The organism is Azospirillum sp. A23, from assembly GCF_042938965.1.
Lineage (GTDB): Bacteria > Pseudomonadota > Alphaproteobacteria > Azospirillales > Azospirillaceae > Azospirillum > Azospirillum melinis.
The window spans coordinates 1-13654 of record NZ_CP170665.1; the positions used below are offsets into that span (position 1 = coordinate 1).

Annotated in this window: 12 protein-coding genes; 3 read left to right on the forward strand and 9 right to left on the reverse strand. The window is 67.8% G+C overall.

Going from position 1 to position 13654, the window contains the following annotated elements; all coding sequences use genetic code 11:
* The 3 genes from ABNQ40_RS08160 to ABNQ40_RS08170 all read left to right on the forward strand — a co-directional run bounded on the left by ABNQ40_RS08160 (position 1) and on the right by ABNQ40_RS08170 (position 2696).
* A complete protein-coding gene (locus ABNQ40_RS08160) occupies positions 1–1929 on the forward strand; it encodes a PhoX family protein (protein WP_391346177.1) in 1929 nt (642 codons plus the stop codon).
* Between the two features lie 262 nt (positions 1930–2191).
* Positions 2192–2416, forward strand: a complete 225-nt coding sequence (locus ABNQ40_RS08165; RefSeq protein WP_391346180.1) for a hypothetical protein — start codon at positions 2192–2194, stop codon at positions 2414–2416.
* A 58-nt stretch (positions 2417–2474) separates the two neighbouring features.
* Complete coding sequence (locus ABNQ40_RS08170; protein ID WP_109047064.1) at positions 2475–2696, forward strand: hypothetical protein; 222 nt, start codon at positions 2475–2477, stop codon at positions 2694–2696.
* 4 nt (positions 2697–2700) lie between these two features.
* Here ABNQ40_RS08170 and ABNQ40_RS08175 read toward each other — a convergent pair whose 3' ends face one another.
* The 9 genes from ABNQ40_RS08175 to ABNQ40_RS08215 form a co-directional block, all read right to left on the reverse strand.
* Positions 2701–4239, reverse strand: a complete 1539-nt coding sequence (locus ABNQ40_RS08175) for a glycosyltransferase (RefSeq protein ID WP_391346181.1) — start codon at positions 4237–4239, stop codon at positions 2701–2703.
* The gene (locus ABNQ40_RS08180) at positions 4236–5453 is read right to left on the reverse strand and encodes a lysylphosphatidylglycerol synthase transmembrane domain-containing protein (protein WP_247879447.1); all 1218 of its coding nucleotides are present in this window, start codon (positions 5451–5453) and stop codon (positions 4236–4238) included. The genes ABNQ40_RS08175 and ABNQ40_RS08180 overlap by 4 nt, the downstream gene beginning before the upstream one ends.
* 189 nt (positions 5454–5642) lie before the next feature.
* Positions 5643–6215, reverse strand: coding sequence for a YecA family protein (locus ABNQ40_RS08185; protein ID WP_391346185.1), 573 nt, complete (start codon positions 6213–6215; stop codon positions 5643–5645).
* On the reverse strand, positions 6212–7783 hold the full coding sequence (tnpC, locus tag ABNQ40_RS08190) for an IS66 family transposase (RefSeq protein ID WP_391346188.1): 1572 nt from the start codon (positions 7781–7783) through the stop codon (positions 6212–6214). The genes ABNQ40_RS08185 and tnpC overlap by 4 nt, the downstream gene beginning before the upstream one ends.
* Positions 7784–7834: 51 nt before the next feature.
* The gene (tnpB, locus tag ABNQ40_RS08195; protein ID WP_391346191.1) at positions 7835–8188 is read right to left on the reverse strand and encodes an IS66 family insertion sequence element accessory protein TnpB; all 354 of its coding nucleotides are present in this window, start codon (positions 8186–8188) and stop codon (positions 7835–7837) included.
* On the reverse strand, positions 8185–8631 hold the full coding sequence (gene tnpA, locus ABNQ40_RS08200) for an IS66-like element accessory protein TnpA (RefSeq protein ID WP_391346194.1): 447 nt from the start codon (positions 8629–8631) through the stop codon (positions 8185–8187). The genes tnpB and tnpA overlap by 4 nt, the downstream gene beginning before the upstream one ends.
* Positions 8597–9583, reverse strand: a complete 987-nt coding sequence (locus tag ABNQ40_RS08205) for a hypothetical protein (RefSeq protein ID WP_391346196.1) — start codon at positions 9581–9583, stop codon at positions 8597–8599. Before ABNQ40_RS08205 ends, tnpA begins: the two co-directional genes overlap by 35 nt.
* A gap of 133 nt (positions 9584–9716) precedes the next feature.
* Positions 9717–12326: a right-handed parallel beta-helix repeat-containing protein gene (locus ABNQ40_RS08210; protein WP_391346198.1), complete on the reverse strand. Its 2610-nt coding sequence runs from the start codon at positions 12324–12326 to the stop codon at positions 9717–9719.
* Positions 12327–12515: 189 nt separating this feature from the next.
* Positions 12516–13568, reverse strand: coding sequence for a M23 family metallopeptidase (locus ABNQ40_RS08215; protein ID WP_109047060.1), 1053 nt, complete (start codon positions 13566–13568; stop codon positions 12516–12518).
* Positions 13569–13654 lie beyond the last annotated feature (86 nt).

The window sequence follows — 13654 nt, forward strand, 5'->3', positions numbered from 1 at the left end:
ATGACCGATTTGTCCGTCCATCTGCCTGAAACGTCGCGCCGTTCGGTGCTCCGCGCCCTCGCCGGACTGCCGCTGCTGCCGGTCGCCGGCATCGGCGCCGGCGAGCTGCTGTTCGCCTCGGGCGCCGAGGCCGCCGCCGCCAAGGGCGCGCCGGTCGCCGTCGAGTTCGTCGGCATGGCCGCCCCCACCGCCGCCGCGGCGCAGGCGAAGACCACGGTCGAGTCCAGCATGGTCGTGACCTGGGCCGACGGCTCCAAGCAGAGCTTCGCGCTCGGCTACCAGCCGCTGTTCATCACCGGCGACATGGTTCCGGACGGCAAGGGCGGCACGATCCTGGCCGGCGGCTATGTCGACATCAACGGCAAGCCGATCGTGGACGCCTCGCTGGCGACCCCGGCGCAGTTCTTCTCCGACTGCCCGGACGGCTGCAACCTGCTGGCCCCGGTCCCCGGCGCCAAGGTGGCCGGCGTCACCGGCAACACGCTGTTTGCCGTCGTCCAGTTCGAATACACCACCCGCGATTCCAAGGACGCCTCGATGTACGGCAAGCTGCCGTCGCCGATCGCCGTCCTGACGCTGGACCAGAACAAGGAGACCGGCGCGCTCAAGCTGGTGCAGTACCACAATGTCGACACCAGCGGCGTGCACGGCCTGTGGATCACCTGCGGCGCCAGCCTGTCGCCCTGGAACACCCACCTGTCGAGCGAGGAGTACGAGCCGGACGCGGCGGCGCTCGACGACCAGTTCCGCGCCTACAGCAAGAACCTGTTCGGCGACGAGACCAAGGCCAACCCGTACCACTACGGCCACCTGCCGGAAGTGACGGTGAACGCCGACGGCACCGGCAGCATCAGGAAGCACTATTGCCTGGGCCGCATCTCGCACGAGCTGGTGCAGGTGATGCCGGACGAGCGCACCGTGCTGATGGGTGACGACGCCACCAACGGCGGCCTGTTCATGTTCATCGCCGACAAGGCCAAGGACCTCTCCGCCGGCACCCTCTATGCCGCGAAGATGGAGCAGGAAGCCGGCAAGGACCTCGACAAGGGCGGCGCCTTCGGCCTGAAGTGGGTCAAGCTGGGCCACGCCACCAGCGCCGAGATCGAGAAGCTGGCCGACAGCCTGAAGGCCGCCGACATCGTCGAGGTGAAGAAGGAGGATCCGAAGGACCCGTCCTTCACCCTCATCCCCTTCAGCGGCAAGACCCAGTGGGTCAAGTTCAAGCCGGGCATGGAGAAGGCCGCCGCCTTCCTGGAGACCCACCGCTACGCCCCCACCGTCGGCGCCACGCTGGCGCTCACCAAGCTGGAAGGCGTGACCGTCAACGCCAAGGACAAGACCGCCTACATGGCGGTGTCCTACATCTACAAGTCGATGAGCGACGGCAAGAGCGGCATCAAGGTCGACGCCATCAACGCCGGCGCCGTCTACCAGCTGCCGATGAAGGCCGGCCAGACCGACACGGCCGGCGCCGCCATCGCCAGCGAGTGGGTCCCGGTGCATTTCAGCCCGGTCCCCGCCCTGGTCGGCCGCGACCTCGCCAACCCGGACGCGCTGGGTAACACCGCCGACGCCGACCGGATCGCCAACCCGGACAACCTGAAATTCTCCGAAAAGCTGCGCACCCTGTTCATCGGCGAGGACAGCGGCAACCACGTCAACAATTTCCTGTGGGCCTACAACGCCGACACCAGGCAGCTGGCCCGCCTGCTGTCCTGCCCGGCAGGTGCAGAGTCGACCGGCCTGCAGGCGGTCGACGACGTCAACGGCTTCTCCTATATCATGAGCAACTTCCAGCACCCCGGCGACTGGGAGAAGGGCCTGCACGACAAGGTCAAGGACAGCGTCGCCAGCCTGATCGACGACGCCTACCGCAACCGCCGCAGCGGCGGCGTGGGCTACATCCACGGGCTGCCGCAGGCGGTCTGAGAAACACGGCCCGACAGGGTCCCTTCGGGGGCTGGACGGACAGGGAAGAGCGCGGCCGGGCAACCGGCCGCGTTTTTTCATGCCCGCATCGAAAGAAGTAACACTACCGCCAAATCGTGCAGTGGCGTTTTTCTTGGAAGAGGTAATCACCAATCGACCTAGGACCAATCGGTGATCTTAACACCTCGTTAACTGGCGGGATGGCTCAATAAGCTCATCAGAACGGGCAATAGCCTCCACCTCGAATACAGGGATCGCCACCATGTCCAAGATCGAATGCGCCGCCAGCATCTTCGCTTCTGCTTCCCTGCACCTGGATATGGTCGATGAGTTCATCGCGATCACCCAATCGAAGCTGGACGGCAGCACCAGCGATTTCACCCGCGACAGCCTGACCGACCTGCTCGCCGGCCTGACCGAGCAGCGCGAGACCTACCGCTCCGTCCTGGCCGCCGCCGAACCCGCCATCACCGCGCTCGCCGCCTGATCCGGCCGCTCCTGCCGCTCCTGCCGCCGCCCTCTCCCTTCCGCGAAAGACCGCCATCATGACCGCCCCGATCGCCGCTCCGATTGCCCAGGACGTCCTCGCCTCCGCCACCTTGCACCTGGACGTGCTGGAGGAGTTCATCGCAGTCGTCCGCCGCCGGCTGGCTTCGACCACCGACATTTTCGCCCGCGACAGCCTGACCGACCTGCTGCTGAACCTGACCGAACAGCGCGACGGCTATCAGGCCTTCCTGCCCCTCGCCGCCGCCGAACCGGTGTGAGGGCTCAGAAAGCCTTCAGCTTCTTCCAGGCGAACACCACCATGCGGGCGAGCAGCCAGCCGTGGGTGAAGCGGGAGATCTGGGTTTCGCCATAGCTGCGGTCGGCGTAGCGCACCGGCACCTCGACGATCTTCAGGTTCTGCTTGGCGGCACCGAAGATCAGGTCGAAATCGCCGAACGGGTCGAAATCGCCGAAGTAATGGCGGTTGGCGACGATGGTCTCGTAATCCTTGCGCCACAGCACCTTGGTGCCGCACAGCGTGTCGGTGAAGCGCTGATTCAGCAGGAAGGAGAAGATGCGCGCGAAGGCCCGGTTGGCCAGGAAGTTCAGGAAGCGCATCGCCTCCGGCGCCATCGGGTAGACCAGCCGCGTGCCGTTCACGAACTCGCCGCGCCCCGACACCATGGCCTGATAGAATTTTCCCATCGTCTCAGGCGGCACCGTCAGGTCGGCGTCGAGGATGATCAGGATGTCGCCGCGCGCCACATTGAAGCCGGCGCGCACCGCGTCGCCCTTGCCCTTGCCGGGCTGCTTCATGACCTTGATGTCCCAGTCGGGATAGGCGTCGCGGACGCGCAGGCACTCCTCGTAGGTATTGTCCTGGCTGTTGCCCTCGACATAGATCACCTCGACGTCGGGAGCGAAGCGGGGCAGCCGGCGGATGGCGTTCTCGATGTTGCCGCGCTCGTTGCGGCAGGGGATCAGCACGGTGACCGAGGCCGGCTTGCCGTCGACCGTCACCGCCTCGACGGTGGGCTGCGGCCGGGCGACGACATAGTTGCGCACGCACAGCCGGCGGATGCCGGGCAGGGGGGCGATGTAGCGGTTGACCAGCGTGCCCAGACCGAACAGCCGCTTCGGGATCAGCTGGCGCCATTCGCGGCGCACCGGCTCCCAGCCGGCCAGATCCAGCAGGTTGACGATGTCGCTGGTCGACAGCCAGTTCTGCTTGCCCTGCGGCATGCGCATCCCGAGATTCTCCGCCGCCCACAGGATCGGCTCCCAGACGCGCGAATGGTAACTGACGATGATGCGGGTCTTCGGATCGGCGACCCGGCGCAGCAGGCGCAGCGTCTCCTCGATGTCGTCCAGGAAGCCGATGGTGCCCGACAGCAGGATGTGGCTGAACGGGCCCTCGATGCTGTCGATGGTCGCCGGATCCTCGGCGTCGGCGGCGATCAGCTCCAGCTGCGGATGGCGGCCCTTGGCCTCGGCGATGGTCGCCGGGCTGAGGTCGATGCCGACGCCGCGCGCCGGCTTCAGCGCTGCCAGCGTGTCGCCGACGCCGCAACCGATCTCCAGCACCGTAGCCCCTTCCGGAATCAGGAAGCGCAGATAGGCGCGGTCGGCGTCATGGAAGGCGCGGTTGCGCTCGGCCCAGCGGTCGCGCAGGGGGGCCATGGCGTCGAACAGCGAACGGATGCGCTGCTGGCGCGGGGAGAGGCCGCGCGTCCCGGCAGCGGTGTCCGGCATGAGGGCGCCATCCGCGGCGGCAGTCACGGTGACGGGCTGGGAAAGCGTCGAGGTCGGCTGGTCGGTCATCGCGAAAAATCCGTGGGAAAGGCCTCAGCCCCGCCGGGAGCGGTCTGAAGGGACGTCTGGTCGGCCGTCTGGGCCGGTGTCTGGGCAGTTGTCTGGACGGCGGTCTCGTTGCGCAGCAGCAGCCAGAAGACGCCGCCGGGCAGCGACAGGACGGCAATCGACAGTCCGATCAGCAGCGAGACCAGAAGGGCCGCGTCGGCATTGAAACCGAGCAGCGCGAAACCGGCGACCATCGCGCCCTCGCGCACGCCCCAGCCGCCGAGCGAGACGGGCAAGGCCGCGGCGACGATGGCGGCCGGCACGATGGCCAGCCCGTCGAGCCAGCCGACCGGCAGCCCGACGGAACGGGCGAACAGGATGGTGGCGCCGATGGTGGCGAGGTGGACGCCGATGCTGTGGCCCAGCGCCGCCCAGGCGGCCGGGTTGCCGCCCATGGCGCGCAACTGCGCCACGGCGGTCCACACCGTCCGCCCCAGCGCTCCGTCGCGCAGGCGCTTGGGAACCGGCAGCCGGTCGCGCGGGATGCGCCCGGCCAGCAGCAACAACCCCATGGCGACGGCCAGGACCAGCGCCCCGGCCAGCACGGTGGCGGCGACGGCGGGCGGCGCCACCGCGGCCAGATGCGGCAGCCCGACCAGCCCGATCAGCACCACCCCCAGCAGAGCCATCAGCCGGTCGACCAGCAGGGCCAGCATCACCGGACCGGCGGGATGGCCGAGCCTCCAGGTGAACCAGCCGCGCAGCAGGTCGGCCCCGACCGACCCCGGCAGGATCTGGCCGAGGAAGCCGCTGGCCATCTGCAGGCGGAAGGCGGTCCAGCGGGTCAGCGAGAATCCGGCGGCGCGGCCGACCGACCGCCACCGCTGCGAGGCGAAAGGCAGGGTCATCGCCTTCACGGCGAATCCGGCGGCGAACAGCAGGGGATCGGCGGCCGACAGGCGCGCGGCGATGCCGGTCCAATCGGCCCCGGCGGCGAGCGCTCCCAGCACCGCGACCGTCACCGCCAGCTTGACCAGCACCGGCCACCGCCGTCCGGCTGGCTTCCCCGGATTGGGCAGGCCTGGGCTGGGCTGGGCCGGACCGGGGGCAGAGCCGGAACCGGGCTTCGCCGATTGGGCGAAGGGGGTGTCGAGAAGAGCCTGGGCCATCATCCCCGCATGGAAATCCGGGTGCCGCGGGACAGCGGCGCCGAACGGGCCGTTGTAACGGCTCATGCCCGGCTTGTCACCCGGTCAGGCGGGAGAGAGGGGCAGGCGGGAGACGGCGTCAGCCGGCCGTGCGCCCGGCCGCCCCTTCCTTGAGGATCGACATGACAGTATCGACCAGCTTGCCGGCATTCTCCTGGACATAGCCCGGTTCGCTTCGTAAGCGTTGCGAGCGCACCCTTTAACGATCCGCCGCGATTACCGCATGGATCTGTTGCGGCGGGCCTTGAAGTGTTCGCGCAGGTCGAGGATGGCCTTAGCGAGGGCGGGGACGTCGGCGTCGGCGATGGGTGCTGTGCTGATCAGAAGAGGATGCAGGGCCTGGAACGTGGCGTGCTCTGGTTTGTCTGGGTTGGCCATGCTCTTCCAGGCGCGCGGCGCTAGCCGGGTTGCCATCAGGAAGCCGAGGGACCAGAAGATCGGGTCCAAGCCCCCGGCATGGTGTGTTGGCAACTGCGGCCGGTACAGATACGGAAACTGCGCCATCGTCTCCGATAGGCGGTTGTGGTGATGCGCCACAGCCTGGATGGCCAGGTACTCCCGGGTCTCCTCCGTGGCGAGCAAGGCGCGCTCGCCCAGAAGTTGGCCGAGCCAAAGCTGAGGATCGATGAACTTCGGCCCGATCAGAACAGCGGTCAGGTAGCCGTCGAGCCCGTCAAGGCACGACACCGGAGCCGCCCGGCCGCGAGCCCGCAGATAGGCTTCAAGTTCGTCAGCACTCAGCATCGGTTTGGCCGCCATCGTGGTGGCGTTTGCGCCAGACTTGCTCATGCCGCCCGGACCTCGACAGCGAGCGCGGTTTCCCGCTCCGCCTTCCACGCCCAGGGCAGCAGGCGGTCGAGGTCGTTGACCTTCACCGCGCCGGATACGATGCGCTCCAGCGCGTCGGCAAGGTAGGTGAACGGGTCGAGGCCCATCAACTTTGCGCTGTTGATCAGAGAGGCCAGGATCGCCCAATCCCGGCCACCCGCTGCCGAGCCGGCGAATAATGCGTTCTTCCGGCTCAATCCGATCGGGCGCATGGTGCGTTCCACGGCATTCGTATCGACATCGATGCGACCATCGTCGAGGAAGGCGATCAGCCCATCCCAGTGGCCCAGCGTGTAGGCGATCGCCTTGGCCAAGCTCGACTGGCCGGAGATTTCGCTCCGCACCTCCATCAGCCGGGCCTTCAGCGCCGCCATGATCGGCCGGGCTTCGGCCTGCCGAACCAGCCGGCGGGTGTCCGCTGCGGTGCCGCGGATACGCTCCTCGATGGCATAGACCGCGCCGATGCGGGCGATCACGTCACGCGCCACGTCCGATTTGGTGGTCTTGAACACCGCCACGAACTTGCGACGTGCATGCGCCAGGCAGAAGACGAGGCGGATACCAGCTCGCTTACGGCGGCGGACCAGCGCCTTGTAGGCGGCGTAGCCGTCGACCTGGAGAATGCCATCAAAGCCCGCCAACTGCTCCTGAACAGCGGCCGTATCCCGCCCCTCGGCGTAGACGTAGCCAACCGCCGGCATGGCGGGGCCTTGCCAGGGACGGTCGTCCACCGCCTGAGCCCACAACTGGCAGACCTTGGTCCGCCCGCGTCCCGGATCGAGCCGGGGGAGCGGCGTCTCGTCACAGTACACCCGCTGCTGAGAGCGGATGTAGAGTAGCAGCCGATCATACAGCGGCCTCAGCCACCAGGCGGCTCGGCGAACCCAGAACACAAGCGTGCTCCGGTCCAACACGATGCCTTGGCCGGCAAACATCTGCGCCTGTCGGTACAGCGGCAGGTGCCAAGCAAACTTCGCCACCACGACGTGGGCGACCAGCGCGGTGGTCGCCATGCCGCCGTCGACCACCCGCGGTTTGGCCGTGGCCTGGACCACGGTGCCGGTGCAGCACCGGCAAGCATACTTCGGCCGGACGGTGCGCAGAACGCGCACAATGGCCGGGATCACATCCAGCGCTTCGGCGACGTCCTCACCGATCCGGTGCATCGCCCCCGCACAGCATGGGCACGCGGTGTTGTCTGGCTCGATGGTTGTTTCCACCCGCGGCAGATGCCGGGGCAGTGCTCCGACATTGCGGGTCGCTGGGCTGCGAGGCTGCTGTTTCGCCTTTCCGGCTGTCCGGTCTGCATTGTCGTTGGCAACAGGAGCGGGCTCAACGGTGAGGTCGCCGAGGTCAAGGAGACCTTGTTCAGGGTCGATCACCGACGCCTTTTCCGATTTTGCCCCGAAAATCAGCGCCGTCAGCGTCTCCACCCGCGCCTGCAACGCCGCGTTCCTGGCCTGTAGATCGCGGATGATCCGGACCAGTTCGGCAGGGTCTGTGGGGAGCGGGTTGGGAGGCTGGACCATGGTCTGGAGTATACCGCAGAGAAGCGGCAGAACCCAGGCGTTTCAATGCTTTCAGCCCATCCAGCGAGGCGTTTTGATCGACGGTGGCGAGGCTGTGCACCACTCCAATCCATCGAGCAGCAGCGTGAACTGAACAGCACTCAGACGGACCATGCCGTCCCGGATCGGAGGCCAGGAAAATCCCCCATCCTCCAGCCACTTTGTTGCGAGAATAACCCCGGTGCCGTCCCAGACCAGGAGCTTGAGCCGATCCTTGCGCTTGGAACGGAAGACGAAGACGTCACCACAATAGGGATCGGCCTTCAGCGCCTCGGCCACCAGGGCGACCAGGCCGTGAACGCCCTTGCGGAAATCGACCGGCTGCGTCGCCACCACGACCTTGAGGTCGGGGCGCAGAGGAATCATCCCCGCCCCCGCGCCGCTGCAACAACCGCCGCCGCAAGGCCGGGATCAACCGCGCCGTGGAACACGAGCCGTCCGCTTCGCAAGTCCATCTCGATCCGGCCCGGCACCGTCTCCCGGGCTGTCGGACGTCGATCTTCTGAATGAGGAGGGGGCTCCTCGGCAACTGTGACAGGGACGAACAGCGGCGTCTCCACCGGAGCCGCTTGCGGGACGATGCCCGCCTCCCGACGCCAGACCGTGAGCAGACCGCGGTTCACCCCGTTGCGCCGCGCCACCTCGGAGATGTTGGCATCCGGCGCCGCGCTCTCAGCCACGATGCGCGCCTTCTCCTCCGCCGTATACGAGCGCCGCTGCCGCCGCCCCGTGATCACCTCAATCCGCCGATATGGCCTGCCTTCATCCATGGCTTCAAGTCTGGGATGAAGCCTGACGCCTTCTCCCATCGTGCCCTCCGTCTCCCGTGAACCCGCGCGCAATCTCGGCTACGGATGACGCTTCGGGAAGAAGGGTGCGCTCGTAGCGCTTACGTTCGCTTCTCGACTGGATCATCAGCCAGGGCTGGGCGCTCGTCCCCTGCTGGGGATCGAAGAAGCCGAGCCGAGCCTTGGATTGCTGGTATTCTGGGTGGTACCGGCTGTCCGTCCGCATCGCCGCGCCAAACGCGCCGTCGTCCACCGCCACCTGGGATGCCGCGGCATCGGGGCCGTTCAGCATGTCGACCAGACCGGCCTTGACCTCGTCGGCCGACATCTTCCCCAGCTTCTCGAAGGCCCGGTTGTCCAGCCAGATCTCCACCTGCTTGTCGTCGGTTCCCTGGGATCCCGGAAGGAACAGCGTGATCAGGGAGGATTTGTCCCAACCTTCCGGCGGTACCGACGCTTGCGACTGACGCTCGGCCTCCCAGTCCTTTACCTCCTGGGACTTCTCCGGCATGGCGCGCCCTCTCGACTCCATCTGCCGCTCGGCGACCTTGCCGATCTCGCCGGACAGCATGAGATTGCCGCCGTTGCCGTCCGGGTCAAAACCGAACTGGCCGCACAGCGATTTGATGGTGTCACGCGTAAAGTCCATTCGCGCCGAGTGATACTCCATGACCTTCTCGATACGCGCGCTCGTTGCCCTCAGATCCGTGAAGCTTAGCTCCCCCACGATCTTCAGCTGCACCGGCGGCTCGGCCGGCCCGGCGGCGGACACGCTCATCTTCGAAACCGCCTGTGCCGACAGCGATACCGTATCGGTCGCCGGCTTCTTCGCGGCAGGGACCGGCGACGCGGTCGAGGGGGATGCAGGAGGGGAGGATGGGGCAGGAGGAGACGCGGCAGCTGATACCGATTTCAGCTTCGTCAGCAACGAGAGCGGTGACATGGCGCCCTCCTGCACAATCTTCGCAACCATGCCACCCTCCCCCGAAAGGATACATCCGAGGAAGGATAACGCTTACAACGGCTAACAGAACATTAATTTCTGCAATCATAGGTAAGGGTCGCCGCAGCCGAACGGCGCCCCGCTTCCATGATGTCGTTCATGCTCACCCCATGCCGGCGGCGGCCAGCATGGCGCTGTCCGGCGGCAGCGCCGCGGCGGCGCGGGCAGGCGGAGCAGCGGGGCTCAGCGCCCGGCCTTCCAGCCGGCCGTTCAGGATGTAGTGCCGCATCGCCGCCGTCAGGTCGCCCCCAGTGGCCGCCGCCACGTCGGCATTGGCCGCCAGATAGGCCGAGGCGTTGAAGCCGGTGCTCCGCCCCTCGGCCCTGCCGCTGCCCAGGTAATGCAGATCGGCCCTGGTTGTGTCGGTGCCGAAGGCGGCGGCGAGGTCGGGGTTGGCCGCCAGATAGGAGAGCGGGTTGAAGCTGACCGTCCGCCCCTCCGCCCGGCCGCTGCCGATGTAATGCATCGCCGCCGCCGTCCGGTCGGTGCCGAGCACTGCCGTCAGGTCGCCGTAGGAGGCGATGTAGGCCAGCGGATCGAAACTCACGCTCCGCCCCTCAGCCCGGCCGCTGCCGATGTAATGGGCCGCCGCGGCATCGCCGTTGGTGCCGAAGACCCCCGACAGGTCGGCGTAGGAGGCGATGTAGGCCAGCGGGTCGAAGCTCACCGTCCGCCCCTCAGCCCGGCCACTGGCGGCGTAATGCGCCGCACCGGCGGCGGCGTTGGTGCCGAAGACCCCCGACAGGTCGGCGTAGGAGGCGATGTAGGCCAGCGGCGAGAAGGCCAGCCCAGCCGCGGCCGCGGGGGCGCCGCCCGTGCCGGTCGCCGGAGCGGTCCCGCTTCCCGATCCCCCACCGGTGCCGGGGCTGGGGATCCCCGGCACCGTCAGCGGCGCGAAGCCCATCCGCCCCCAATCCAGGTCATGGATCCCCAGCGCTGACGCGGCACCGCTGCCCAGCCGGAAATCGCCGGCCGCCGGGTTGGCGAACAGCCCGGACGACACCGTGTCGCCGCCGTTCAGCCCGCGGATTCCCTGTACGAGGTTGCCGCTGACGGTGTAGGAGCCGGGGGTCCAGAACTCCCAATAGTCGGTTCCGGTGGACGAGGAGATGACGTTGCCGGTCACCCGGTTGTTGCTGAGCAGCCCGATGGTGCCGGCGCTCGGCACCCACTCCAGCCGGATGAAGCGTTCGCGCGGGTTGGACAGGGTGGCGAAGTTGTTGGTGACGGTGTTGGAATCGCCGCCATGGATGAAGACGCTGGCCCAGCCGGTGTTCTGGATGAAGTTGTCCTGGACGGTGACGCCGTTGGCCATGTCGTCCAGATAGATGCCGAAGCTCTTCTGGCGGTCGAGCCAGCCCGACCCGTCGGTCGCCAGCCCGCCGACGTTGCGGATGTCGTTGCCGCGGATGGTCGTGCGGGTGTCGACGTTGGACCGGCCCAGCATCTCGATGGCGCCGCCGTCGGCGGTCTCGGTCATCGTGTTGTAGAGGCGGTTGTATTCCACCACCGTGTCGGTGTTGACGGTGGCGCCGTCCCAGTTCTTGATCGAGATGCCGTAGCGCGCGCTGTTGCGGATGTCGTTGCCAGAGATCAGCGTGCCGCTGGTGCCGTAGAGCTGGATGCCGGCGACGTCCTTCAACACCTCGCCGATGCCGTCCATGCTGTTGGCGCTGATGCGGTTGCCGTTGCTGCCGTAGGTGACCTTGATGCCGCCGGCCCCCAGATGCTCCATCCGGTTGGCTTCGATGGCGTTGGCCGACGATCCGGTCAGCGTCATCCCGGTGCCGACATTGACGAAGCGGTTGCCGGCGATGCTGTTGCCAGACGCATTGGTCAGCGTCAGGGCCGAGCCGTCCCAGCTGGTGTCGGCGAAGGTCAGCCCCTGGAGGGTGACGCCGCTCGCTCCGTTCAGCGACAGCAGCGTGCCCAGCCGCGCCACCATGGCACCCTGGCTCAGCAGGGCGCCGGGATCCTGCGGCTTCACCACCAGCCGGCCGGTCTCGGCGCTCCAGGCGAATTCGCCGGCGTCGCGGATGAAGGCGTCGTCGTTCAGCAGGCGGTAGGTGCCGCCGCTGCGCAGGGCGTATTTCGCTCCTTGCGTGAAGTTGACGGTCCGGCTGCCGGCATCGATGGAGGCGACGCCAAGGATGTTGTCGGACAGCCGCTCGGTGTCGAAGGTCTGGACCATGGTGCCGGGCTGCACCCCGGCGGCCAGCACCGCCGCCATCGCCCCGTCGCCGGCGCCGATGCGCAGGCTGGTCCTGCTGGCGCCGCCGGCCGCCGCCTCCAGCACCGACCAACCGGATTTGGCGTCGCCGGCGTTCCAGTCGCCGGTCTGCGCCACCTTCTGCCGCACCCCGCCGATGGAGAGATCGAGACCGGTCGCGGAGGTCGCCGCGGCATAGAGCCCGCCGCCGATGGCGGTGAAGCCGCCGACCCGCTCGCCGCCGCTGAACACCGGCGTCTCGCCCGGAAAGGCCATGATGCGCACGCCGTTGTCGGCCGCGGTCAGCGTCACCGTGCGCGCCATGGCATAGCTGCCGCCGCGCACATAGGTGTCGCGGATGCCGGTCGCCCGCATCGCGCTCTGCGCGCGTTCCAGCGTGGCGAAGGGACCGTCGGTGCCGTCGGCGTTGGGTGCCGCCAAACGCCCCGACCAGGAATCGTTGCCGTTGGTCGCGACGTAGAAAGCCTGCTGAGTGTCTGTCATTGCCGGATTGCCTTGCCGATACCGGGCAATCTCACGGCAGAAACACTTAATAAGGAGGTAGTCCTATCCTTTCGGAGATACCCTTTCGTACGAAAACGCAGTGTTCATTTCGTGACAAATGGTCGCGCCGCCGCAGTTGTCACTTGCCCTATCCTTCGCGTTGTTTCGGCAGCACTCCACTCAACCCGGTCAGCGCAGATCGACCCTCCGCTCCTCCCGCAACACCGTTTCATCGCCATGGCGCAGCGTCACCGTCACCCGGTAGGGGCCGGTCGCCCAGGGGCCGCTGGCAGGCTTCTTCACCTCCGCGCCGAAGAACAGCACGGCCAGCGGACGCGGCACCGCACCCTCGTTGCGGAACAGGCGACGGCCGTCGGGGCCGGTCACCTCCAGCGTCACCCGGTCGCCCTGGCGTCCGCCCATCAGTTCCGTCCACACCCCCAGCACCGGCGTGTCCGCCGGCAGCGGCCTGCCGCCATAACCACCATTCCGGGCCACCTCCGCCTTCGGTGCCTCGGGTGCCAGACCGGCGCCGAGCACGGCGCTCGGCCGGTAGGCGAGCGTCCGGCGCGCCTCGTCACTCCACAGCGTGCCCGACGGCACCGGCGCGGTGCCCTGATCGGTGCTGCAGGCCGGCGCCTCCGCGGTCCCGACCTCCTTGCCGGTATAGGGGTCGAGGGTGCGGCCGTCATGGCGGATGCCGAAATCGACATGGGGGAATTCGGTGTTGCCGGACAGCCCGACCTGGGCCAGCGGCGTGCCTGCCTCCACCCGGTCGCCCGGCCTGACCACGATACTGCCGCGTTTCAGGTGGCTGTACTGGGTCTCCCAGCCATTGCCATGGTCGACCACCACCGCGTTGCCGGCCTCGCGCCCGGCCGGCGCGCCGCCGCTCTGGCGAATGCTGACGTCGTCCATCCCGTCGCGCACGCGCGTCACCGTTCCGGGCGCGGCAGCCACCACCGCCACCCCGCGCCGCATCGCCTCCAGATCGGGCAGCCGGAAATCGGTCCCCTTGTGGCCGTCATAGGTCAGCCGCCCGCAGGCGAAGTCCCGCATCCCCGGCCCCGGATCGGCATCGACGTAATTCTGGACGAAGCAGTCCGCCCCGATCCGGCAGCGCACCGGCACCTCCAGCGCCGGAGCCCCGGCGGAAAGGGCGGCGGGAGAATCGGCGAAGGCCGTAGATGGCAGGAAGGCCAGGGCGGCGAGACCCCAGCGGTAATGGACCGGCACCCTCATCCAAACCCCTCGCACCATACAGCTCCAGCTTGCTTGATCGTCCCCAACAGGTGGGATGCCTGAGGACATGGGCCAATCTCTGCCGG

Coding starts and splice junctions, on each gene's coding strand:
- ABNQ40_RS08160 (WP_391346177.1), top strand. CDS start 1: ATGACCGATTTGTCCGTCCATCTGCCTGAAACGTCGCGCCGTTCGGTG.
- ABNQ40_RS08165 (WP_391346180.1), top strand. CDS start 2,192: ATGTCCAAGATCGAATGCGCCGCCAGCATCTTCGCTTCTGCTTCCCTG.
- ABNQ40_RS08170 (WP_109047064.1), top strand. CDS start 2,475: ATGACCGCCCCGATCGCCGCTCCGATTGCCCAGGACGTCCTCGCCTCC.
- ABNQ40_RS08175 (WP_391346181.1), bottom strand. CDS start 4,239: ATGACCGACCAGCCGACCTCGACGCTTTCCCAGCCCGTCACCGTGACT.
- ABNQ40_RS08180 (WP_247879447.1), bottom strand. CDS start 5,453: ATGAGCCGTTACAACGGCCCGTTCGGCGCCGCTGTCCCGCGGCACCCG.
- ABNQ40_RS08185 (WP_391346185.1), bottom strand. CDS start 6,215: ATGAGCAAGTCTGGCGCAAACGCCACCACGATGGCGGCCAAACCGATG.
- tnpC (WP_391346188.1), bottom strand. CDS start 7,783: ATGGTCCAGCCTCCCAACCCGCTCCCCACAGACCCTGCCGAACTGGTC.
- tnpB (WP_391346191.1), bottom strand. CDS start 8,188: ATGATTCCTCTGCGCCCCGACCTCAAGGTCGTGGTGGCGACGCAGCCG.
- tnpA (WP_391346194.1), bottom strand. CDS start 8,631: ATGGGAGAAGGCGTCAGGCTTCATCCCAGACTTGAAGCCATGGATGAA.
- ABNQ40_RS08205 (WP_391346196.1), bottom strand. CDS start 9,583: ATGGTTGCGAAGATTGTGCAGGAGGGCGCCATGTCACCGCTCTCGTTG.
- ABNQ40_RS08210 (WP_391346198.1), bottom strand. CDS start 12,326: ATGACAGACACTCAGCAGGCTTTCTACGTCGCGACCAACGGCAACGAT.
- ABNQ40_RS08215 (WP_109047060.1), bottom strand. CDS start 13,568: ATGAGGGTGCCGGTCCATTACCGCTGGGGTCTCGCCGCCCTGGCCTTC.